This is a genomic window from Prochlorococcus sp. MIT 1341, assembly GCF_034092415.1.
Classification (GTDB): Bacteria; Cyanobacteriota; Cyanobacteriia; order PCC-6307; family Cyanobiaceae; genus AG-363-P08.
The window spans coordinates 1,769,361-1,791,321 of sequence record NZ_CP139304.1; the positions used below are offsets into that span (position 1 = coordinate 1,769,361).

25 protein-coding genes and 2 tRNA genes are annotated in these 21,961 nt (G+C 41.7%); 12 read left to right on the forward strand and 15 right to left on the reverse strand.

Annotated elements, in window-relative coordinates:
* Positions 1-11 precede the first annotated feature (11 nt).
* The 3 genes from SOI84_RS09070 to pyrF are packed head-to-tail and all read left to right on the forward strand — an operon-like array spanning position 12 to position 2,390.
* Entirely contained in the window at positions 12-338 is a 327-nt protein-coding gene (locus SOI84_RS09070; protein ID WP_320675445.1) for a DUF1825 family protein, read from the forward strand.
* Between the two features lie 51 nt (positions 339-389).
* Positions 390-1,637 (forward strand): tyrosine--tRNA ligase, encoded by a 1,248-nt coding sequence (gene tyrS, locus SOI84_RS09075; protein ID WP_320674207.1) that lies wholly within the window; start codon positions 390-392, stop codon positions 1,635-1,637.
* Positions 1,638-1,664: 27 nt separating this feature from the next.
* Entirely contained in the window at positions 1,665-2,390 is a 726-nt protein-coding gene (gene pyrF / locus SOI84_RS09080) for an orotidine-5'-phosphate decarboxylase (protein WP_320674208.1), read from the forward strand.
* Here the strand turns inward: pyrF and plsY are convergent.
* From plsY to SOI84_RS09105, 5 genes are read right to left on the reverse strand one after another with little or no spacing between them, the layout of a single operon-like run.
* Positions 2,387-3,004, reverse strand: a complete 618-nt coding sequence (gene plsY, locus SOI84_RS09085) for a glycerol-3-phosphate 1-O-acyltransferase PlsY (RefSeq protein WP_320674209.1) — start codon at positions 3,002-3,004, stop codon at positions 2,387-2,389. The genes pyrF and plsY overlap by 4 nt on opposite strands.
* On the reverse strand, positions 3,001-4,011 hold the full coding sequence (locus SOI84_RS09090; RefSeq protein ID WP_320674210.1) for a DUF3086 domain-containing protein: 1,011 nt from the start codon (positions 4,009-4,011) through the stop codon (positions 3,001-3,003). Before SOI84_RS09090 ends, plsY begins: the two co-directional genes overlap by 4 nt.
* A gap of 30 nt (positions 4,012-4,041) precedes the next feature.
* The gene (locus tag SOI84_RS09095; protein WP_320674211.1) at positions 4,042-4,473 is read right to left on the reverse strand and encodes a DUF3119 family protein; all 432 of its coding nucleotides are present in this window, start codon (positions 4,471-4,473) and stop codon (positions 4,042-4,044) included.
* Entirely contained in the window at positions 4,473-5,219 is a 747-nt protein-coding gene (locus SOI84_RS09100; protein WP_320674212.1) for an ABC transporter permease, read from the reverse strand. Before SOI84_RS09100 ends, SOI84_RS09095 begins: the two co-directional genes overlap by 1 nt.
* The gene (locus SOI84_RS09105; RefSeq protein ID WP_320675446.1) at positions 5,219-6,571 is read right to left on the reverse strand and encodes an MFS transporter; all 1,353 of its coding nucleotides are present in this window, start codon (positions 6,569-6,571) and stop codon (positions 5,219-5,221) included. The genes SOI84_RS09100 and SOI84_RS09105 overlap by 1 nt, the downstream gene beginning before the upstream one ends.
* A gap of 134 nt (positions 6,572-6,705) precedes the next feature.
* On the opposite strand from SOI84_RS09105, the gene SOI84_RS09110 reads away from it, so the two are divergent.
* A tRNA-Gly gene (locus SOI84_RS09110) sits at positions 6,706-6,776 on the forward strand.
* A gap of 15 nt (positions 6,777-6,791) precedes the next feature.
* On the opposite strand, the gene SOI84_RS09115 is transcribed toward SOI84_RS09110, so the two are convergent.
* Positions 6,792-8,867 (reverse strand): isoamylase, encoded by a 2,076-nt coding sequence (locus SOI84_RS09115; protein ID WP_320674213.1) that lies wholly within the window; start codon positions 8,865-8,867, stop codon positions 6,792-6,794.
* A gap of 68 nt (positions 8,868-8,935) precedes the next feature.
* Between SOI84_RS09115 and SOI84_RS09120 the strand changes: the two genes are divergently transcribed.
* The 3 genes from SOI84_RS09120 to gluQRS all read left to right on the forward strand — a co-directional run bounded on the left by SOI84_RS09120 (position 8,936) and on the right by gluQRS (position 11,047).
* Entirely contained in the window at positions 8,936-9,610 is a 675-nt protein-coding gene (locus tag SOI84_RS09120) for an MBL fold metallo-hydrolase (protein ID WP_320674214.1), read from the forward strand.
* Positions 9,611-9,753: 143 nt separating this feature from the next.
* On the forward strand, positions 9,754-10,029 hold the full coding sequence (locus tag SOI84_RS09125; protein WP_320674215.1) for an HU family DNA-binding protein: 276 nt from the start codon (positions 9,754-9,756) through the stop codon (positions 10,027-10,029).
* A gap of 100 nt (positions 10,030-10,129) precedes the next feature.
* Positions 10,130-11,047: a tRNA glutamyl-Q(34) synthetase GluQRS gene (gluQRS, locus tag SOI84_RS09130; protein ID WP_320674216.1), complete on the forward strand. Its 918-nt coding sequence runs from the start codon at positions 10,130-10,132 to the stop codon at positions 11,045-11,047.
* 40 nt (positions 11,048-11,087) lie between these two features.
* Here gluQRS and SOI84_RS09135 read toward each other — a convergent pair whose 3' ends face one another.
* Positions 11,088-11,384 (reverse strand): hypothetical protein, encoded by a 297-nt coding sequence (locus SOI84_RS09135; RefSeq protein ID WP_320674217.1) that lies wholly within the window; start codon positions 11,382-11,384, stop codon positions 11,088-11,090.
* A gap of 144 nt (positions 11,385-11,528) precedes the next feature.
* On the opposite strand from SOI84_RS09135, the gene SOI84_RS09140 reads away from it, so the two are divergent.
* Positions 11,529-11,864: a hypothetical protein gene (locus tag SOI84_RS09140; protein ID WP_320674218.1), complete on the forward strand. Its 336-nt coding sequence runs from the start codon at positions 11,529-11,531 to the stop codon at positions 11,862-11,864.
* 186 nt (positions 11,865-12,050) lie between these two features.
* The gene (locus tag SOI84_RS09145) at positions 12,051-12,437 is read left to right on the forward strand and encodes a hypothetical protein (RefSeq protein WP_320674219.1); all 387 of its coding nucleotides are present in this window, start codon (positions 12,051-12,053) and stop codon (positions 12,435-12,437) included.
* 63 nt (positions 12,438-12,500) lie between these two features.
* Here SOI84_RS09145 and SOI84_RS09150 read toward each other — a convergent pair whose 3' ends face one another.
* The gene (locus SOI84_RS09150; RefSeq protein ID WP_320674220.1) at positions 12,501-13,232 is read right to left on the reverse strand and encodes a hypothetical protein; all 732 of its coding nucleotides are present in this window, start codon (positions 13,230-13,232) and stop codon (positions 12,501-12,503) included.
* A gap of 332 nt (positions 13,233-13,564) precedes the next feature.
* Here SOI84_RS09150 and SOI84_RS09155 point away from each other — a divergent pair, with 332 nt between their 5' ends.
* The gene (locus tag SOI84_RS09155) at positions 13,565-13,723 is read left to right on the forward strand and encodes a hypothetical protein (RefSeq protein WP_320674221.1); all 159 of its coding nucleotides are present in this window, start codon (positions 13,565-13,567) and stop codon (positions 13,721-13,723) included.
* 53 nt (positions 13,724-13,776) lie between these two features.
* Here SOI84_RS09155 and SOI84_RS09160 read toward each other — a convergent pair.
* Positions 13,777-13,850, reverse strand: a tRNA-Arg gene (locus SOI84_RS09160).
* Between the two features lie 66 nt (positions 13,851-13,916).
* Here SOI84_RS09160 and SOI84_RS09165 point away from each other — a divergent pair.
* Complete coding sequence (locus SOI84_RS09165; RefSeq protein WP_414153592.1) at positions 13,917-14,669, forward strand: helix-turn-helix domain-containing protein; 753 nt, start codon at positions 13,917-13,919, stop codon at positions 14,667-14,669.
* Between the two features lie 5 nt (positions 14,670-14,674).
* Here the strand turns inward: SOI84_RS09165 and SOI84_RS09170 are convergent, their stop codons facing one another.
* Both SOI84_RS09170 and rsmI read right to left on the reverse strand, forming a co-directional pair.
* Positions 14,675-14,878: a hypothetical protein gene (locus tag SOI84_RS09170; RefSeq protein ID WP_320674223.1), complete on the reverse strand. Its 204-nt coding sequence runs from the start codon at positions 14,876-14,878 to the stop codon at positions 14,675-14,677.
* Positions 14,879-14,947: 69 nt separating this feature from the next.
* On the reverse strand, positions 14,948-15,820 hold the full coding sequence (gene rsmI / locus SOI84_RS09175; RefSeq protein ID WP_320674224.1) for a 16S rRNA (cytidine(1402)-2'-O)-methyltransferase: 873 nt from the start codon (positions 15,818-15,820) through the stop codon (positions 14,948-14,950).
* A 23-nt stretch (positions 15,821-15,843) separates the two neighbouring features.
* Here rsmI and SOI84_RS09180 point away from each other — a divergent pair, with 23 nt between their 5' ends.
* Positions 15,844-16,758, forward strand: coding sequence for a 3'(2'),5'-bisphosphate nucleotidase CysQ (locus SOI84_RS09180; protein ID WP_320674225.1), 915 nt, complete (start codon positions 15,844-15,846; stop codon positions 16,756-16,758).
* A gap of 10 nt (positions 16,759-16,768) precedes the next feature.
* On the opposite strand, the gene SOI84_RS09185 is transcribed toward SOI84_RS09180, so the two are convergent.
* From SOI84_RS09185 to serS, 4 genes are all read right to left on the reverse strand, one after another.
* Positions 16,769-18,934 carry a polyribonucleotide nucleotidyltransferase gene (locus tag SOI84_RS09185; protein WP_320674226.1) on the reverse strand — a complete coding sequence of 722 codons (2,166 nt, stop codon included), beginning with the start codon at positions 18,932-18,934 and terminating at the stop codon, positions 16,769-16,771.
* Between the two features lie 198 nt (positions 18,935-19,132).
* Positions 19,133-19,435 carry a 30S ribosomal protein S14 gene (rpsN, locus tag SOI84_RS09190; protein ID WP_320674227.1) on the reverse strand — a complete coding sequence of 101 codons (303 nt, stop codon included), beginning with the start codon at positions 19,433-19,435 and terminating at the stop codon, positions 19,133-19,135.
* Positions 19,436-19,540: 105 nt separating this feature from the next.
* Positions 19,541-20,623 carry an RIP metalloprotease RseP gene (rseP, locus tag SOI84_RS09195; protein WP_320674228.1) on the reverse strand — a complete coding sequence of 361 codons (1,083 nt, stop codon included), beginning with the start codon at positions 20,621-20,623 and terminating at the stop codon, positions 19,541-19,543.
* A 7-nt stretch (positions 20,624-20,630) separates the two neighbouring features.
* On the reverse strand, positions 20,631-21,920 hold the full coding sequence (gene serS / locus SOI84_RS09200) for a serine--tRNA ligase (RefSeq protein ID WP_320675447.1): 1,290 nt from the start codon (positions 21,918-21,920) through the stop codon (positions 20,631-20,633).
* Positions 21,921-21,961 lie beyond the last annotated feature (41 nt).

Sequence of the window (21,961 nt, forward strand, 5' to 3'; positions counted from 1 at the left end):
TTCAGCCGTCAATGGCCTTCTTTGAATCCGAAATTGTGCAGGAGGAGGCCAAGAGGCTTTTTAGTGACTACCAGGAGCTTATGAAACTTGGGTCGGATTATGGCAAGTTTGACCGCGAAGGAAAGAAGATGTTTATCCAGACTATGGAAGGGCTAATGGAGAGATATAGGGTCTTTATGAAACGGTTTGAACTTTCAGAAGACTTCCAGGCCAAGATGACAGTAGAGCAACTTCGAACTCAGTTAGGTCAGTTTGGAGTCACTCCTGAACAGATGTTTGAGCAAATGAATACCACCTTGGATCGTATGAAGAGTCAATTGGATAGAGAGTCAGATTGAACGCCAAGCTCCCTCCATTTACGATCCTTTTAGGAAGTTTTAGGTTTTGATATGTCAGACAAGATAACTTCATTGCCTTCCTGGCTGGAAAGGGGAATTGCAGATCTCTTTCCTTTAGGTGGAATTGGTGATTTGGACCAGGATCTTGCTACTCGTTTAGATGTTGGTGTAAAGAATCAAAAACCTCTCCGTATCAAGTTAGGTATCGACCCAACCTCTAATTCAATTCATTTGGGTCACAGTATCCTTTTCAGAAAGTTAAGGGCTTTTCAGGATGCTGGGCATATTGCGGTTTTAATTATTGGAGATTTCACCGCACGAATTGGTGATCCGACAGGTAAAAGTATTACTAGAGTGCAATTGACGGCAGATGAGGTTGAAAATAATGCAGAGACTTATTTAAATCAACTTGGTTTGGGACAACCTTTAGAGAAGGCATTGTTAGATTTTGAAACCCCAGGCCGACTGGAAATACATCGAAATAGTGAATGGCTGAAAGATTTAGATCTTTCAAATGTGATTGAGTTGCTAGGTAAATCAACTGTTGGACAAATGCTTGCCAAGGAAGATTTTGCAACTCGCTATAGCTCTGGGAACCCTATCTCATTGCATGAATTTCTTTATCCTTTACTGCAGGGATATGACTCAGTGGCTATCAAGGCTGATGTGGAGTTAGGCGGAACTGATCAGAAGTTTAATGTGGCAATGGGTAGAGATCTTCAAAGGCATTTCCATCAAAGACCTCAGTTTGGCTTGTTACTGCCAATTTTGACTGGTTTGGATGGTGTACAGAAGATGAGTAAAACCTTAGGGAATACTGTTGGTATTGATGAAGATCCAATATCAATGTATTCAAAGTTGGAAAAAGTCCCTGACAACGTTGTGAGGAGCTATCTTACGCTGCTTACAGATGTAGAGCTTGGGACACTTCCTTCAAACCCTCGCGAACTTCAAAAATTAATGGCCCTAGCGGTAACCGAAACGCGACATGGAACTCTTGCCGCAAAAGCTGCTCAAGATGATGCCGCAGCCCTAGTCTCAGGCTCACAGGATGACCAAGCAGGTGTTCCAGAGATATCGATTTCTAAGATTAAATTTCCAGTAAAAGCTTTTTATCTTCTTAGCGCGCTTGGTCTATGTGTAAGTAGTAGTGAAGCTAGACGCCAGATACAAGGTGGAGCGATACGAATTGATGGGAAAAGATTAACTGATCCAAATTTTGAATTTATTAATAGCACTAATTTATTGGGGAAGGTTGTTCAATTAGGCAAAAAGACTTTTCGACGCTTGACTAATTAAATTAGATCCTTCAGATTTAGTTCTATTTTGACTAAACATCCAGCAGATAAAATAATTCTTGCTCTTGATGGAATGAATAGAGAGCAGGCACTTTCCTTTTCAACAATGATCCCAGATCTGCGTTGGGTGAAAGTGGGGATTGAATTGTTCCTTAGTGCAGGACCAGATGTTGTACTTGAATTAAGAGATAAGGGATTGCATATTTTTCTTGATTTGAAGTTTCATGATATTCCTGCAACTATGTCCAATGCATGTAGAAGAGCTGCTTCTAGCGGTGTTGAACTGATTACAGTTCATGCATGTTCTGGAGCTAAGGCTCTTAAAGATTCGAAGTATGCCGCGGAACAAGGCGCCTTAGCTACGGGTTTGCCAAGTCCAAGGCTCCTTGCAGTAACAGTCTTGACTAGTTGGGAGACTAATCGACTTCAATCAGAATTAGGAATTCACGAGTCTGTTGAATCTCGTGTAGATCGAATGGCTGAGTTGGCTTCTAAAGCTGGCTTAGGGGGATGTGTTTGCTCACCTTTAGAAGTAAGGCATTTGAGGCAAAAGTATCCCCTCCCATTTGATCTTGTAACGCCGGGTATTAGACCTTTTGGATCTAAAAATGATGATCAGTCACGGGTAACTAGTCCTTTGCAAGCTATTAAGGATGGAGCTTCTCGACTGGTAATTGGTAGGCCTATTACTCGTGCAGATGACCCTTTAGAAGCTTTTATGAAGTGTTGCGAAGAGATTGCTTTAAAGAATTAGAATTTGCCGATTCTAGGTTCTGTTCCTTTGACTAATCTATTGAAATTACTTCTATGTCTCCAGAGAACAAATGACATTGCCATTAGACAAACGGCCATATATGCATGACTATAATGTGTAAATCTAAAGCTTATTAACATTAAAATAGGCAGGCTGATAGCAGCAACGATGCTTGACAGGGAAACTATTTTGGTTGCAAAAAATACAGCTAGAAAAACAACAAAACAACTTAATCCAACTGGCCATGAAAGGCCTAGAAGTACTCCTAAACCTGTTGCTACAGCTTTGCCACCTTGCCAATTCAGCCATATTGGCCATATGTGCCCAATTAAGGCTGAAATTCCGCCGAGGACCTCCCATCCATCTCCTTGTAGGAACATTTTTGCCAAAACAACAGCGAGAGTGCCTTTCCCAACATCTATAAGAAAAACAGCTAATGCTGGACCTTTCCCGATATGGCGAAGGACATTGGTTGCACCTGTTGAGCCCGAGCCTAGTTCTCGAAGATCAATGTTACTTAACCATTTCCCTGCTAAGTATCCACTAGGAATTGATCCAAGTAAATAACAAAGTAGGACGACGAATGCCGAAAAGAAAAGCGAAATCAAGGTCATCTAAGGAACTCTTCTTCTTCTTCATAGATTTCTTCTTGACTAGCTGCAAAAGCAAGCCAAATAGGAAATTGCAATAAAGGAATTTCAACAACTTGCTCGGCTGCATCAACAATAATTAGTGGTACTTCTCCTTTCTCTTCTAGCCGATCTGCTCTTTCCACTAAGGCATCTCCACGTTCGAATAGAACTATTCCACTACTAGGCCCGAAATCTTCTCTCCCTAAGCCGAGTGCATCTTGAAGTCCTCGTCTCCATTCTCCAAGCCTTTCGGGTTGACTTGCCAGTACAAGGGTTTGGAATCGATCTCCATAAAGTTCTCCAAGGATTGAGATAACAGCAGCACCTACAAGAGTATTTCTTACTCTATTACCTCTGCTTGGTTGAGCACCTCTACCACCTTGACTAAAAAACCAATCTTCTAATAATTCATTATCTTTATTACTCAAACTTCTTCGAAGTTTCCAAGGTTCAGCATAGAAATCTGGTTGACCAAGAAATTGTTCTAGACATTCTCTTATAAGTGCTTCATCTGGTTTGAATGTCTCAGAAATTGGCATATTACTAATAGTTTCTTCTTTTTCTTCTTCAGGCTTAGAAATGTTTTGGTCTAGAGGCGAAGGTTGAACTAAAACTGGCTGAGCAACTAGCTCAAGTTTCTCAGCAGATTGAGCTAAATCTTGTAGGGCTCCAGTTAAGTACTCTTGAAATCCTTTTACTCTTCTTGCTATTGCATCAGATTGGCCGGAAAAAGATTTGTTGATCTCTTTTTCTAGAAAAGCTTTCTTCTTGGTTAGCTCTTCGATCTCTATAAGTAAGTCTTTACGACGAGATTTAAGTTCTTTGACTGCTGTTTCTAGAAAGTCATCGAAATCAGACTTGTTTTTGATGGCTTCGCCTTCTGGAGTTGCTGTTATTGGCCTTTGATTAATTGGCGTTCCCCCCCCTTCCTGACCTAGGGTTTCTTCTGTGGAAGGTTGTTGGGAGACTGGGAGGTCTTCTTCAGGCATTGACCTTTTAGCAGGAGGACTTGTTGTTGCTTAAGAGAGCGTTTGGTGTGACTTTTCAGGTTTTTCTAGAGTGCTTAGTCTTAGGCGTAATTGGTTTTGTAAGGTGTCTTTGTCAAAGAGTATTGGTAATAGGTGAGGGCTTGCCACTTCTCGAAAATACAAGATTCCTGGCAGGCCTGGAAGTAAAAGACGCCAGGCAAGCCAATTTTCGTATGGAAACCTTCTCAACTCTCGGCCTAGTTGCCAAACAACCATGGAGTTTGCATCAAACTCTAGTCGCAGGGTATATGTCTGAATAAGGAGGAAAAGCCCAAAAGTGGTTAAAAGTATTGGCACCCAATGATTAATTGGAAGAATCCCTAATGATCCCCCTAGAAGGATTATTAGTAGTGGGAGTCTGGGATTTGGGGAGAGACTCACGCTGTCTTTACTTTCGGATGATTTGTTTGTTGTTGTTGACATCAGCCAAATAGAATTTGAGTTAGAAGAACATCCATCAAAGCAACCGTGACTAGGGTCATTACAACTGCACCAGTTGTACTTGCTCCAACTTCTTTTGGCCCCCCCCTAGTGGTTAGACCCCATCCGCAAGCAAGGATTGCAATTTGGAGTCCAAATACTATGGCTTTTATAAGCATGAAGGGCAAATCGTCAGGACTAAGCCAAGTTCGAACAGAATTCCAAAAGACATCTGGTGGGATTTGATATAGATGGGTGCTACTTATTTGGCCACTCCATAAAGCAACGCTGAAAAATAAAAGACATTGCACTGGGGCCATGATGACCATTGCAATAAGCCTTGGTACGACAAGATATTCCACGGGATCGGTACGAAGCATTGTTATTGCATCGATTTGTTCAGTGACTTTCATCGTTCCAAGTTGAGCAGCATATGCAGTTGCCACCTTCCCAGTGAGCAGAGTTGCAGTGAGTAATGGTGCGATTTCACGAGCCATACCTATTGCAAGTATTCCACCAACTGTTCCTCCAGCCCCTTGCCGACTTAGTTCTGCTGCTACTTGGATGTTAAATACTGCTCCAGCTGCTACCCCAGTTATCAATACAATTAGGAAACTACCTGGCCCAGCCTCCATAAGTTGATCAGAGAGATCAATAGAATTTATACGTCCCTTTAGGGTCGCTGTAATTGCTTGGCCTCCTATAAGAAGACTGCTCCCAAGACGCCTAAGCCAACGAGGTGATTTCATTAATTCATTGCTTGCAAGTGTGCACCCTTGTCGGGCCAGCGTCTCATTATTAATAGTCCAAAGGAAACAAGCAGAGCAGGAATTAACCCCATGCAAATACGTATGGTGATTTGAGCTGTGGTTGGTTGGTTAAGGCAAAGGGTTAGGTTTTCGCATTCTGCCAATGACTGGTATCCAGAAAATGAAAGGAGAAGCCCAAGAAGTTGAACACTTAAGCCAATCCCTATCTTTTGAATTAAAACCATCCATGCTGTATACAACCCTGCAGGATGATCTGGGTCAGCGTCGATTGCATCAGGGAGTAAAGACCATGGAATTAGATATGCAGTAGATGCACCAAATCCGATCACCATAATAGTTGTAATTAATAAACCCATCTTTAGTCCCTCATACCCATAAGTAAATAGAGCACTTGTTGTTGCAACTGTTGTGGAAAGAGGAGGCAGGCACATAGCTACTAAGCAAGCACAAATCCATAATCCGCCTCCCCAAAAAAGCACCTTAACCCTTCCAAATTTATTTGATGAAAGACTCCATACTTGAAGACCAACAAGAGCACTTAATTGAAATGGGATAGGTATCCACTTTGAGATTTCTTTTGGTACATGCATGACCTGCTCAAGAAAAATTAGAGAAACGGTTTGCATAAGCTGTAGCCCGCACCAAAGCAAAAGGTATAAACCAATAACTTGGAGAAACCTACCGTTATTAAGTATTCTTTTGACTTGATCTAATAATGCTTCTGAGTGCTGAATAGGTTGGCGTGCTTTTTTCGCAAAAGGGGCCAGCCCCCAGCATGACAAAATTGTAGACAAAGCTGCAATAGTACCTGTTATTTTACCCATTAAAAGAAAACCACTATCCCCTTTTGAAAGGAGCCAAGCGGCAACAATTAATCCGGTAAAACCTGCCAAAATTGAACCTGTAAATCTTGCAGCATTTAGCCTTGTTCTTATCGCAGTATTTTCTGTTAATTCTGTTGAAAGTGCTGCATAAGGAAGGTTTACCCCTGTATATGCGGTCATTAAAAGTATTGACATAAATATGTAATAAGTAGTCTTTTGGGCGATGCCCCCAGGCGGAACCCACCAAATGGCCCCCAGAGCTATTCCTAAAGGAATAGAGGCTCCGATCATCCATGGCAATCTGGGACCCCATCGGGTTTTTGTGTGGTCACTTAGCCAGCCAATTAATGGGTCATTTATCGCATCCCAAATCTTTATAACCATTAACAGCGACCCTGCAATAAAAGCAGGCAGTCCAGCAGTCCCAGTAAAGAAGGGAAATAAATAAAACCCCAATTGGGTTGCGGCAAGACCTGTACCTGCATCTCCTAGCCCATAGGAGATCATTAATCTACGGCGCGCTGCTCTTTCTCTAGGTATTTTGTTGTTCAATCTATTTTGAAGGGGAGGCTCAAAGACATAATGAATGAGTAAAGAGCATCTAGACCTCTTATGTGTTTAGATGGTCTTCATCAACAAATGCGGGCGTAGTTTAGTGGTAAAACCTCAGCCTTCCAAGCTGATGATGCGGGTTCGATTCCCGCCGCCCGCTTTCCCACTTAAAAGCCTAAAGCCTTAAGGATTTAGAAAACCTTTCATCTATGGTGACAACAAGGCTGCGATTTTCTAGCTCTATATTTTTTTTGTCCCAAACCGGTGGTTCTTTGGGAGCATCATTAGGGCTTTGATTTGCTGTATTAACTAAAAGGTTCCATTTAGTGCAAGGGTTAGGCAATTGGAAATTGAGGTTTTTAGGACATGCATTTAATCCCATCCACATTGCTGCCTCATCATTTTTTAAATGGATGCTGAAACTAAGACTATGAGACCAACTACTAAAATCTGGTTTTCCTATTTCAATTCCATGCCATCGGATTGAAAATCTTTTTTCATCAAGTGTTAAATCGGAATCTTTTTCTGTTCTTGAGATTGCGGGACTAAATATCGAAGGAAGCTGCTTGCGAATCTTTATTAGTCTTTTTACAAATTCCTGTAAAAGGCTATCGCAATCTTCAATATTCCAGATCATCCAACCCAAAGTACTGTCCTGACACCAGCTGTTGTTATTTCCACCTTGGCTTCGGCTTACTTCGTCACCCATGGCAATCATAGGTACCCCTGGACTGAGGAGAAGGGTTGCAAGAAGATTTCTTTTTTGACGTGCTCTTAGTTGGTTTAGGGAAATACTTGTACTGGGGCCTTCAATGCCATGATTCCAGCTGTTATTGTGATTCTCTCCATCACGATTGCTTTCCCCATTGGCAAGATTATGTTTGTGATTGAAACTAACTAGGTCATTCAGTGTAAAACCATCATGTGAAGTAATAAAGTTAATCGAACGCGATATGCAATTAGGATCATTATTGAATAGATCCGGGCTTCCATTAAGTCTTTCCTTTAATTTCCAAACAGTGTTGTTTTCTCCCTTCCAGAAGGCTCTTAAATCATCTCGAAAATACCCATTCCATGTGCTCATCTTTTGAGAAGGAAAGTCACCGATCTTGTAGAGCCCTCCACAATCCCAAGGTTCAGTTATAAGTTTTAAGTCACTTAATGTTGGATCAGCTTCAATAGCTTTGAAAAGAGGGGGGCTATCAAGAGGTTCTAAACCCTCGCCTCTGCTTAATGCTATTCCAAGATCAAATCTAAATCCATCAATACCTAGTTCTGTTGCCCAACAGCGCATAGATTCAATAATTAGTTGTTGAACAATGGGACGATTCGCTGCAATAGTGTTCCCACATCCACTAACGTCTAAGTAATCCCCGTTTTCGTTTATATGGTAATAAAGATTCTCTGCAAACCCTTTCCAACTGATTGCTGGACCATGATTATTCCCTTCAGTCGTATGATTGTAAACAACATCAAGAATCACCTCTATCCCTACATCATGAAACGATGAAACCATTTTCCTGAATTGTTGCCTTGCTTGAAGTGAATCATTTCCTGCGATATATTCGTGGTGAGGAGTAAACCAGTTTATAGGGCTATAACCCCAATAATTTTTCTTACCTCTAGGTGAATCTGAAGAATCGAATGCATATACTGGCAATAGTTCAACTGATGTAATTCCAAGTTGCTTTAGATAGGGAATCTTTTCAATCAAACCCAAGAATGTACCTCTATGCTTGGGATTAACTTCGGACGAAGGTCTATGAGTGAAACCACCAACATGTAATTCATAAATGATACTTTTAGATAACATATGTCTGGGCCTAGGATGAGCAGTGAAGTCAAAGCTATCTCTTTCACAAACAACACCTTTTAAGCAATTCTCTAAATTAGCCGAAGCACTTATTGTTAATTGTCTATTGTAAATCTCCCAACCTGTTATTGCTCTTGCGCAAGGGTCTAATAAAACTTTCTGGGAATAATCAATAGAGTTATTGAAATTACTTGATTGGTTTATATGGTAACCGTAGCAACATCCCGCACCTATTCCTTCAACTTCTATATGCCAGTAGTCTCCGGATCTATGGGAACTTGATAACGTGATTATTTTGTTTGGCTTATTATCAAAAGCAGTTGAAAACAATAATAATTGAACTTGGGATGCAAATGGTGCAGCTACAGAGAAATTTACCCCTCTTTTCGTTATGGTGCTCCCAAGAGGCCATGGTGAGCCGATATTTGTCTTGGTCAATTGCCTCGATCTCGCATTTATGGAAGCAGTAACTACAAATTAATAGCAAAAGGAGCTTTATCAACGATATGAGTGGGACCTCTGAAAGAACGCAAGAGAACATGCCTTTATTCCTTGGGAATGATCTTTGTGCTTTTCAGGTAGATAGTTCTTCTACAGGTGGTATCGCTTGGTGGTTGGGTTCCGATGAAGAACCCTTATTGATTGACTGCCCAGATGTAACAAAGAAGAATATCGACATTTTGAAAAAACTTGCAAGGAATTCGAGACCTCGGATCCTCCTGACAAGCAGAGAAGGCCATGGAAGAGTAGCTGCGCTTCAAGCAGCACTTGATTGGCCTGTTTTGTTACATGAGCAGGAGGCTTATCTATTGCCTGCTTTAGAAAAGGTTGAAACTTTTTCGGAGGAATTGGTTACAGCTGCAGGTGTTCGGCTTTTATGGACTCCAGGCCCTACCCCAGGCAGTTGTGTTGCCCATGTACATGCATCCTGGAATGTGCTGTTCTGCGGACGATTGCTCTCGCTTGTGGAGGTTGATCGATTGGCTCCTTTGCAGACTAGAAAGACTTTTCATTGGCGTCGCCAGCGAGAAAGTTTGAAAAAATTGCGCCAATGGGTTCCTTCAAATCCATTGCCATCATTGGCTCTTGGTTCAGGCTCTGGGGGGGACGATTGTATGAGGCTTTTTGAGTGGGATGACTGGAAAGAGCCTTTTTGGGGAGATGAGCCTATGTTTAATTAACCGTAAAAAGCATTGCGCCACAGGCTCTTTGGGTTGCCGTGTGGCTCTGGGCTTAATACCATTAGCGCGCTTAGGAATTTTTTCTTGATGAAAACCATTTTTGGTTTCATCTCAGCCATTCCCCCGCTCCACTCACATTCCCAATGAACAAAGCTGATTTGGTCAACCTAGTTGCAGCTCGTACAGAGCTCACTAAGACTGATGTTTCACTGGTTGTTGATGCCGCTATCGACACCATCATTGATTCAGTCGTAGAGGGCAAGAAAGTATCCATTCTTGGATTTGGTTCTTTTGAACCTCGTGATCGTTCTGCCAGACAAGGTCTTAATCCTAAAACAGGTGAAAAGATCAAGATTCCTGCAAAGCGTGTTCCGGCTTTTACTGCTGGAAAAATGTTTAAGGACCGTGTACAGGGTTAGTCTAAAAATTACTTGCTATTCCGATTAAAAAAAGCGGCCTTTATTAGGCCGCTTTTTTTGTATTCTTTTAAACCTGAGTTCCATAAAAGTACTAAGCAAATTGGATCTGCCCGCACATTTGTCTAGGCAATTCGATGAAGGAAATCGTCTTCGGAAATATTCTTATCGAGGCCGATTTGCTCCGTCTCCTTCAGGTGTAATGCATTTGGGCAATCTTAGAACCGCTTTGCTTTCATGGTTGCGAGCACGACTTGAAGAAGGGATCTGGCTTTTAAGGGTTGATGATCTTGACTCAAGTAGAACTCGCCCAGGGGCTGTTGAAAGTTTTAAATCCGATCTTCTTTGGTTAGGGCTTGACTGGGATGGACCTATTATTCGCCAAAGTCGAAGGAGAGGCCTCTACAGCACAGTGCTTTCGACGTTGAGGCGAAACGGGAGGGTTTATCCATGTCGCTGTAGTAGAAGGACATTAAGTCGACTTTCTGAAGAGAGTGGCAAAAAGAAACTATATCCAGGTACTTGTAAAGACCTTCGATTGTCTTGGGGGGCTCAAGAGGGGAGATTGCCAAGCTGGAGGTTAGATGTAAATAAAAAATTTAAAAAATCCTCTGGAGACATTGTTGTAAGACGATCAGATGGATTTATTGGATACCATCTTGCTACTGTTATTGATGAATTGACCCTTGGAATTACTGAAGTTGTTAGGGGTGAAGACCTTCGTGAAGGGATGTCGACACAGCTGGCTATTTTTGATGTAATCAATAGGCCCTCTCCGGTGGCATATCGACACGTTCCTCTTTTGCTTGACCGCAAAGGCAGCAAGCTATCAAAAAGAAATGGAAATTGCGGACTGGAGAAACTTAAGCAAACCGGACTGACTTCACCCAGAGTGGTGGGCTTATTAGCTGAGAGCCTTAATCTTGTTCCTAAAGGAGCAGAACTTAGTGCTCACGAGCTTTTAAGTGATTTAAGAGTAAGGCCCGAAACTTTTTATTCTGTTTTTGACAAAGGCTGTTAAAAACAGAAGTTTAAAGATCTTGTCCTAGAGCCTTTATGTCCTATTTGGTTGCGTAGAACAGAAAGGCTGCTGCGCCGCCGATGATTGTCATAGGTACACCCACAAGCAGATGTGCACCGGTGAATCCAATGCCTCTCTGACGCATGACGTAATAAGCGACTCCTGCTGCCCCAGCGGCTAGAGGAATTGCAGTGTGCAGAAGTGCGGCAACTGCGTGGTAGTCGAAATTCATCAGAAAAGGAGATTTTCTTGCGAAACACAGTATCCCAGCAAACCCCTCATATCGGACTTTTTGGTAGCTATTTGAATGATCTTGTTTAATGAGCTTGAAATTCATACTTCTCTTCTGAGATACCTCTAGAAGTTAATTTTTTGGTGAACCCACTTCAATTCTCGTTGATTTCACTAGGATTTTTGGAATAGTCCTTTTGGAGTTGATCAGCATTCTTCATACAAATAGATCACTTGGGTGAGCGGCCTTATGAAAAAAAAAGCGCTTGTTCTTTTTTTAGTTTTGTGTAGTGGGTTTTCTCAGCCGAGACTTAATGCATCTGATAACCCAACTTTTCTTGCGGAGTTGAATCATTTGGCAAAAGTTTGCTTAAGCACAGGTAGTCGCTTGATTTGTCAAAGGTCTTTGGTTCTTGCAGAGTCTCTTCAATCAAAAGCTGAGCTAAGTGAAAATTATGCTTGCCAGACAATGGCTTTAGGTTTAGCTGCAGATTTAATAATGAGCCAGCTTAAATTTAGTCGGGGTAAGAAGGCTGAACAATTGCTTTTGGGTGTCAACCGACTTTGCTTAGGAACGAGGATTTGAATTGTCTCTTTGTGATTTGTTTTCTCCAATCTCTCAGCCCTTAAAGGGGATGAAGGATGTTTTTGCTGGGAGAGAAATCGTTTTTCTCCTGAATTAAAGGATGATTAATCAGGTTAAGAGTGTGAATAGAGAAGGCTATCTCCTTAAAGGAGTGCTATGAGAATAGAGAAAGAAGTTTTGAAGTCAATGTCAGGATCAAAGCAAACAAAGGCGGGTGGTTTTCAGTCCGATCAGGAGGGAGGGCAATTAGCCCAACCCACTCAAGGAGATGACTCAGAAGAAGTGAACCTGGAATCGAGATCCCAAAGTCCTAAAGGGATGAAGTTTGAGATTGAAGGCTCTAGAGCTAAAAATAAAAAGCAACAAGGTTCACAGGCTAATGATAAAAAGCAAGTGGACATAGATGAATATTCGCTTGGAGGGATAAAATACAGAATCCCCGGGAAAAGGCAGAGAATTGTTGTTGCTTCAGTGGTTCTTGGATTAAACCTTCTATTGGTTTTAGCTGTTATTTTGTATTTTAATAATCCTAATTTTCAAAACTTTATCTACCATGTTGGTAGAAATGTATGAAGTAAATTAATCAATATAAGTGTATTGCATTGATTTTGTGAGGAACTAGCTTTTTTAATAGCGTTAACTTCTTTCAACAAGAAAATGTCTGATTGAAGAACTCTGATTAAGTGCATCATCTTTCTCTGGAGAGCTATTCGAAAAGAAAATTGTTGTTCCACCTATAGCAAGTACCCCTATAGCAGCTATTTGCCATGGATTGAATCTAGGAGTTTTTTTTGCGTTGAGCATATTGTCACTATTTGAAGAGTCTTTGAGCTCCGATTGTGATGTCTTTCGCAGGAACTCCGCCTCTGCTTCTAGTCGTTCCACTTCTACTTTTAGACGAGTTTCAATGTCATTTTCTTCGTCAGCTTGATCTGCAATGAGATCAGTTTCTCTAGAGACTTTTTGATTGCTCTCCTCAGCAAGTCTGTCGGCTTCAATTTTTTGCTTTATTTCAGTAGTCAGTCTTTCGGCATCAGCGGCAAGGCTTTCGATCTCAGTCCTTTTTTTTGCCTCAATAGAACGTCTTTCAGCCTCGGCCTTTTCTTTCTGCTTCTCATTGTTGACTTGCTTTTTATTGTCGGAATCAGGGTTAGAAATATTTTGTTCTTCTAAGAGACCTATGCCAATTGATTGAGATTTGTTTTCGTTAGAAAGTCTTTTAACTGTTTCATCTTTTAGCTCTGACTCAGTATCTTCAGTATAGTTAGACCGTTTTTTTGTGAAATTGTTGAGAACGAAAAACAAGCCAATAATTATCGGAACGTGGACAAAAGCACCTACAAGTACTGAGGTTTCGGAATAAGGCATTTTACTTTAGTGATTTTTTCAGGCTGATTGCCATAACATAAGGAGCTTTAATTTTAAGTCCACCTACCTAGGGGAAAAAGCAACATGTCATCATTTTCTTTAGATTGATCATCGTAAAACTCCAAAGCAAGATCTCCCTAGAATTTTGTTTATCCAATTAATTATTCGTTAGGGCTCTATTCCCTTTGGCATTTTATTTTCTGATAGCTTGCCAATGGTTTCAAATATAGACTCCTTAAAAGATCTTCAACTTATATGGAGCTGTCAATCCAATTTTTTGCTTATTGCTATTTACTCATAAGCAGCTAGAAAAACTTATTTACAAAGTTGAAATGAACCGTGCACAATTAGTTGCTCCAGCAATTCCGAATGGGACTACAGAAGTGAAAATAATCGAGAAAGAGTGGGGGATAGAGAGATGCTATAAGACCCAAGATGGTCAAGTGCATTGCATACCAGCATCCTTTGACTCTTGGCTTTTTGATTGCTAAAGGCTTCTGAGCGCTTTGTCAGGCTTGTTCTCAGAAGGGACAAATAATTTGAACGCCCCCTGTTGGATTCGAACCAACGACCTGCTGCTTAGAAGGCAGATGCTCTATCCAGCTGAGCTAAGGGAGCTTCATTACATTCTGACAGCCTTTGGAGACTCGTAGGCCTAATGTTTGAGTATGAGTTCTTGATTTAATGGCTACGCGAAGACTGAGCGAGAGCCAGAAGAGACAACTGGTGGATAGCTATAGGGCTGGGGAGACCTCAGCAAGATTGGCTGATGCTTACGGATGCAGCGTTAACACTGTTACTAGAACTCTAAAAACTTTTTTGTCAGAAGAAGATTATGCCTCTCTTAAAGCTTCTCGGGTTCGTGGGGCAACCAAGAAAGAGATAAAGGCTGAAGCAAGCGAGTCTAAAGATGATAATTTTGTTGTTTGTAAGGAAGTCAATACTCTAGAGACCCTTGAATTGAATACAAAAGCCTCTTCGCAGTTGGCTTTAGATGATGCTGAGGATTTTGATAATTCCTCAGAAGAAGACTCTTCTATCCAGTTAGAAGAGTCCTTTGAAGGAACAATTTTTCAAGAGGTTGTGCCTTTGATGGATCAAGATATCTTTGATGATCATCGTGAGATTAAATGTAAACCACTTGTACCTGGTGTTCTCCCAGAAAGTGTTTATATGCTTGTGGAAAAGACAGTTGAACTGGAGGCTCGACCTTTAAGTGATTTCCCTGAGCTAGGTTCATTGTCTGAGCTTGATAAGGAAAGGAAGGCCTTATATTTATTTTCTAACCCCAGGTCTGCTAAACGACAGTGTGGACGAAATCAGAGAGTGATTAAGATCCCAAACACAAATGTTTTTAATATATCAACACCATTTTTATTGGCAAGAGGTATCTCAAGATTGATTGTTGAGGGTTCATTAATAGCCCTAGATATATAGGCAACTTAATTTCTTTTATCAGAATTATTTGGGATCAAAACCGCTGCCGTACTACCTCCGCAGATGAAACCTACAACAACTGAGCTTCCTACAAGAAATCCAATAGGAAGCTCAGTTGTTGTATCAAATCCAAGATTGAGGCTTTCCTTGTCGTTTAGATTTTGTGAACCAAGGCAAAGTAAAAATAGTAAAAGAACACCATTAGTCAATGTTGAGACTAGTAGCTTCAATCGAAAAAGCACCTGAAGTGAGAAATGCGAAAACTTTGTGTGTTTATTCTAGTCATTGTTCGAAACTTTATTTTCTTCATGAATAAGTGAATAGAGCACCCTTTTTGACTCCCCTATTTCTTCGGCAAGCTTTTTAGCAGCCTCGGTAGGAGATAAACCATCTCTGATAAGCTTATTCAATTCAGATTTCAATTGTTTCTTGTCAGTTAACGGTTCTGAATTATTCTTGTAACCCCCTAGCACAAGCGTGAATTCACCTTGAGGTTTGTTATCAAGAAAATGTTGTAAAACTAATTTAAGATTGTGTCCTATTTGTTCTTCATGAACCTTGGTTAGTTCTTTAGCTACTTGAATAGGACGGCATTCATCACAAAGTTCATGCAGTTCTTTTAAAAGTTGAATCAATCTATGAGGTGATTCATAAATTATTGTTGTACGTTCCTCCAGTGCAATTGATTTCAGCCTCTTTCTCCTATGTTTCCCTTTTGGGGGAAGAAAACCTTCGAAACAGAATTGGCTTGAAGGAAGTCCACTGCTTACGAGAGCTGTAGTTGCTGCGCACGGGCCAGGGATACAAATGACTTGATGGTTGTTTTTTCTAGCTTCTGCTACTAGTTCTTGGCCTGGGTCACAAATACCAGGCAGGCCTGCATCACTTATTATTGCAATGCTTTTACCTTCTTCAAGAAGATTAATGAGCTTTGGGATTCTGCTACGAAAGTTGTGCTTATGGAAGCTAATTCGATGGCCTTTAGCCTCAATTCTTTTTAGTAGTTTTCCGCTATAACGAGTGTCTTCACAAGCGATGATTGAAGCTTTTGCTAAAAGAGATTCTGCCCGTGGAGATAAGTCCCCTAAGTGACCGATAGGAGTTCCAACGACATACAGCACGCTTGGTGCAGGTTCAGAGTTTTGGCTCAAAATGTACCTGAGTAGTCAAAGCCATGATGTCTATTAATCCAGTTTTGCCGTTCAATTTGACCTTAGCGTCTCTCTTAGAGAAGCTAAGGCCAATGTGTTGGGGTGCGGCGGATATTCTTCTTGCATACTCGAGGAGAGAGAACCCTCCATATGGTTTTCCTTCTGTTTTAGAGGTTCAGGAAGGAAGTGATGGACCTGTATCAGTAGCTGATCTTGCAGTTAATACTTGGCTTTTAGAAGGGTTAAAGTCCTCTTTTAAACAAGAAGACTGGATTCTGCTGAGTGAAGAGACTGTAAAGAAACAATTGGCTGTGAATAAACCTGTTGATAGCGAGTGGCTCTGGATTTTGGACCCGTTGGATGGGACTAAGGATTTTCTTGAGGGATCTACTGACTACGCAGTGCATTTAGCCTTAGTCCATTTTAATCGTCCTGTGCTTGGCATTGTTTTAATTCCTGAATTGGAAGAGCTTTGGTTTGGGGGTTTAGGAGTTGGAACTTGGTGCGAAAACCGCCTAGGAGATCGGATCTCACCTTCCTTTAGTAATCGTCGCTTAGAAAGTGACTTGTTGTTGGTCACTAGCCGAAGTCATAGAGATTTAAAACTTGAAAAGCTTCTAGAACGCATCCCCTTCCTTTCAGGAAAAAAAGTGGGCAGCGTGGGATGTAAGGTCGCAACCCTTCTAAGAGGAGAGGCTGATATTTATATTTCACTTTCAGGCAAAACTGCTCCCAAAGATTGGGATATGGCTGCACCTGAGGCTGTCTTAATTGCTGCTGGGGGCGGCTTTACACATGTAGATGGATCCACTTTGGAATACAACAAAGGGGATTGGCAGCAAGCGGGTTGTTTGGTCGCGAGCCACGGCTTTAAACATCCTCAAATCTGCAAAAAGATTATGGATGAGCTACGCGCCTTGGATGATTGTGTTGGTTAATTAATATTTCTTAGGTGAGTGGCGCAACTGGCATGGGACTTGGTTCTGGATGCATTGATTCACCATTTTGTGGAACACCTCTGAGAGTGAGATTGATCCTTCCGCGGTTATCTATTTCTCGAACACGCACGGTGACTTCATCCCCAACCTTGACAACATCTTCTACTTTTTCTACTCGAGCTTCAGAAAGTTGGGAGATGTGAATCATTCCCTCTTTCCCTGGAAGGATTTCTACAAAGGCTCCTATGGGGATGATTCTTGTAATAGCTCCAGTAAAGACCTCTCCCTCATTTACCTTTCTAGTAAGGCCTTCAATGATTCTTCTTGCGCCTTCAGCTGCAGCACCATCATGCGAGGCAATAGTGACTATGCCGCCATCTTCTATATCTATCTTGGTGTTAGTACGCTCTGTAATCCCCTTAATGGTCCTACCTCCTGGGCCGATTACTGTTCCAATAAGTTCAGGATCAATCCTGAAGCTCAGCAACCTTGGGGCATGAGGTGAAAGAGACTCTCTAGGTTTATCAATTGCTTCTTTCATTTTTTCAAGGATGTGGATCCTTGCAGGACGTGCTTGGTTAACTGCTTCAGAGACGGTCGACACTGATAATCCTGTGATTTTCATATCCATTTGCAACGCGGTGATGCCTTTTTCGGTACCAGCAACTTTGAAATCCATGTCACCCAGAAAATCCTCTATCCCTTGGATGTCAGTCAGGATCCTGATTTCCTCATCTTCTTTTATAAGTCCCATTGCCGCTCCACCTACAGGCGCTTGTAATGGAACACCAGCATCCATTAATGCAAGGGTGCTTCCACAGACCGAACCCATGGAGGTCGAACCGTTAGAGCTAAGGACTTCGCTAACCACCCTCAGGACATAAGGGAATGTGTCTTTTGCTGGTAGGACGGGAATAATGGCGCGTTCAGCTAAAGCACCATGTCCGATTTCTCTTCTCCCAGGCGAACGCATAGGACGGGTTTCTCCGACCGAATATGGAGGGAAATTGTAGTGATGTAGGTAGGTCTTTTCAGTATTTGGATTGAGGTCGTCCATTTCTTGCGCATCACTTGGAGTTCCCAAGGTTGCCGTTGAAAGAACTTGTGTGAGGCCTCGGTTGAATAAGCCTGATCCATGCACGCGTTTAGGCAGAACGCCAACTGCTGCATCAATCTTTCTTACTTCATCTAGTTTTCGACCATCAACTCTTACTCCTTCTTTAAGAATTTGTTCCCTCATAAGCTTTTTGGTGAGAGATTTAAATGCTGTTGGAAGTAGCTTGTTGTTTCCTGTGACTGCTTTTTTAACACTGTTATCGTCTTTGAGAGCCTCAATAGCTTCTGCAGTGGCGGCTTTTATTTCTTCAAGCTTGTTATCTCGATCAGCTTTTGTTTGTTCAAACTTCTTTAGGACTTCTCGTATTTCCTTACTGCAGTTTTTATCAAGATAAGAAGGTAATGTTTTGTCCTCGGTAGGGTTTTCTGGATGGACTTGCTTGATCTCTAATTCTTTAAGTATTGATTCTTGGGCTTTGATGAGTTCAGAGACGGCCTCGTATCCGAAATCAATTGCTTCAATGATGTCTTGCTCTGAAAGTTGATTTGCACCAGCCTCAACCATGACTACCCCGTCTGGGGTCCCAGCTATTACAAGGTCAAGATCTCCTCGCTCAATTTCTCTGTAGCTTGGATTTAGTACGAAATCATCGCCAAGTAATCCAACTCTTACTGCTGCCATAGGTCCCTGGAATGGGATTCCCGCAAGAAGGGTTGCCATTGAGGCACCCGTTACGGCAAGGACATCAGAAGGAACTCTTTCGTCAAGTGATAGACAGGTCGCAACTATTTGGATGTCATCTCGCATCCACCCAGGGAAAAGAGGCCTCATTGGCCTATCAATAAGTCGAGCAACCAGGGTCGCTCTCTCTGGGGGACGACTCTCTCGTCGCATGAAACTACCAGGGATTCTCCCTGCTGCGTAGAGCCTTTCTTCGTAGTCGCAAATTAGTGGGAGAAAATCAATGCCTTCTCTTCCTGTTGATTGCGTTGCAGTAACAAGGACTGCGGTATCACCGCATTCCACTAATACTGAACCTCCGGCCTGTGGCGCGAATCGCCCTGTAGTCAGCCTTATCTCCCGACCATCAAAGGAGATCGACTTTGTCTGACCTTGCACGTGCTCTTATGTCTTTTTGTCTGAGAATATTCTTGCATTTTATAAGCCCCCAGATATGAAATCTTTGAATTAGTGCCTATTGATTTGTTTATTTTGTGACATTAAAAAAGGGATCTTCTTTTATAAGAGCCCTTTTTTGTTTTGATTGATGGTGCTTTTTGGGGTTAAGTCAGAGATCGAAACCTTTAGCAAAAGCATTTACCAACTTGATTTCACTACTCCTGGGAGTTCGCCTTTATGGGCTCTAGCTCGTAGTTGGTTACGGCAAAGTCCAAAATCACGATAAACGCCTCTGGGTTTACCAGTAGCCCAACATCTATTGCGGATTCGATTTGGCGCGCTATTTCTCGGTAAAGCTTGAATTTTCCTATGAATTTCGAGACGTTCCATGGGGTCCTTAGCAGCATTAAAGGCTGCTAACAAAGCATTCCTTTTGGTTGCATAGCGCTCGACAAGCTTCTTGCGCTTCACATCTCTTGCGATCATTGACTTTTTAGCCATGCGGCGATTTTAAGTCCTAGGGAATAATCCACCATCTTAACCTTATGACTGTTCTTGAGTCTCAAATGATAAATTAAATCTAGGAAAGAAAGGCTTTTTCTTTGTTTAATTAGAGAAAAGAGCTTGAACTATAGATAGCTGTGATGTATCACGAATTATTAGAATCATACTTAATCCAACCATGAATACAAGGCCGGATTGGAGTATTGCTAGTTGAAGTTGCTTTGGTAGAGGCTTCCCATTTATGGCCTCATATATAAGAAGTGCAAGCTGACCTCCATCAAGAAGAGGAAGGGGTAGGGAGTTTAGAACCGCAAGATTAATCGAAATTAATGCTGTAAAAAGTATTATGCCTGAAGAGCCCTGTCCTGTTAGCTGAGCACCAATTTCAACAATCTTCACAGGGCCACTTAATTGTTTTGCTGTGGTTCCAAATTCTGTAAATAAACCTTTGTATCCCCGAATTGTTTTGCTAAGTAGATCGAAGAATTGCTTGTTTACTTCTTGGAGGATTTGCCCAATATTTTTTGCGGGGATTAGCTTGCTGGTTATGGTTGGTTGCAATTGAGCACCAATTTTTCCTTTGCCTTGGACATTGGTTGGGACAATCTTTTGCTCGATTCTCTCTTTGCCTCGGATGCTTTTTAATAAAAGAGCGCCTTCAGGGGAGGCCTTGACTTTTTCAACAAGTACCTGGACAGCTTCTTGACCCTGGCCAAGATTGATCCCGTTAATTTCGATAATGCGGTCTCCTGGTTGCAGGCCAGCTTGCTCAGCTCTTTGATGGCTTTCAATTGCTACAACTAGAACTCCAGGCTCTGGTTGGCTTGGGAGTCCTAATAATGCTCCTTGGCTAAATAGAACAATCCAAGCGAGTAGAAGATTTGCAATTACTCCAGCAGAGATGACAAAAGCTCTTTGAGGGATTGGGCGGTTTTTAAGAAGATTTGGATCATCTTCAGGAATGTTATTTTCCTCCTGGTCATCAGGAAATGAAACGAAGCCTCCTAGAGGAAGTGCTCTAATTGCATATGTAACCCCTTTGATTTCTCGTTTTATTAGTGCAGGGCCAAATCCAATTGAAAATCCATTTACCTGGATTCCTTGAATAGTTGCGGCTAGGAAATGACCTGCTTCATGAATGAGGATGAGAAACCCAAGGACTATTAGTGCAGTCAGTACGTTCATTTAATGATTATTGATTTGTTGGTGCTGGTTTCAGATGATCTGCTCCAAAGTAGGGCACTAGTGATTTAGGAAGTTTGACACTCCCATCAGCTTGCTGACCTGTCTCAAGGAGTGCAGCCATAGTGCGCCCAATGGCAAGCCCACTGGCGTTAAGGGTATGAATGAGTTTTTTTGTTTTGTTTGCTTTTGTTCTAATAGACGATCGTCTTGCTTGAAAGTCTTTGCAATTACTGCAGCTTGAGATTTCTCTAAAAGCTTTTGCGCCTGGTAGCCAGACTTCTAGATCAAAAGTACGTGCAGCAGAAAACCCAAGATCACCTGTGCATAAATCTATAACTCGATAAGGCAGTTCAAGTTTTTTCAAGACTTCTTCGGCATCCGATGTTATTTGTTCGTGAGACGATTCTGATTGTTCAGGTGCAACAAACCAATAAAGCTCTACTTTGTTGAATTGATGCAGTCTAATTAAACCTCTGGTGTCCTTGCCATAACTTCCTGCTTCTCTCCTAAAGCAGGGACTATATGCAACATACTTAATGGGAAGTTTTTCTGAAGGAAGAATTTCACCTCGGTGTATTGAAGTTACAGGAACCTCTGCAGTTGGAGTAAGCCAAAGGTCATCTTCTGCACATCTAAAACTTTCTTCTGCAAATTTTGGAAGTTGGCCGGAACCTGTAAGACTTGCAGTGTTTACTAAAACAGGAGGAAGTATCTCTTTATATCCTTTTGAAGAATGTAAATCCAGCATAAAATTAATTAGTGCCCGTTCAAGCTTCGCTCCTTGATTCATAAGAATGACAAAGCGACTTTGTGCGACTCGTGCAGCTCTTTCCGTTTCAAAAAGTTCAAGCCCCTCACCTATCTCCCAATGTTTTTTTAAACCTTCTTCTATTCTTGGCTTGCCCCATTCACGGATTTTCTTATTGTCTTTTTCATCCTTGCCATCAGGGCACTTTTGATCGGGAATGTTAGGAAGATTAAGCAAGCCTTCTTGTAACTTTGCTGCAGATTTTTTTTCTGCAGATTCGAGGATGGTAACTTTTTGCTTTATATGATTCCCTTGTGTTCGCAGCTCTAATACTTCATTTGACTTTGGGCTAATGCCGCCTTGGATAAGTTCTCCTACTTTCTTTCCAATCAGGTTCCCTTCTGCTTGCAACTTGCTTCGCTGTTCTTCGAGATCCCTTTGCTGTTTCGCGATTAGTTGAATTTCAGAAAGGTCAACTTTCATGCCACGTCGCGCAAGCTGTTGGGCAATAAGATTGGGGTTTTCACGTACGAGACGCTGGTCAAGCACAATGAGCAATATCAAAACCGCTTGCAGCCTAGGGCTTTAGG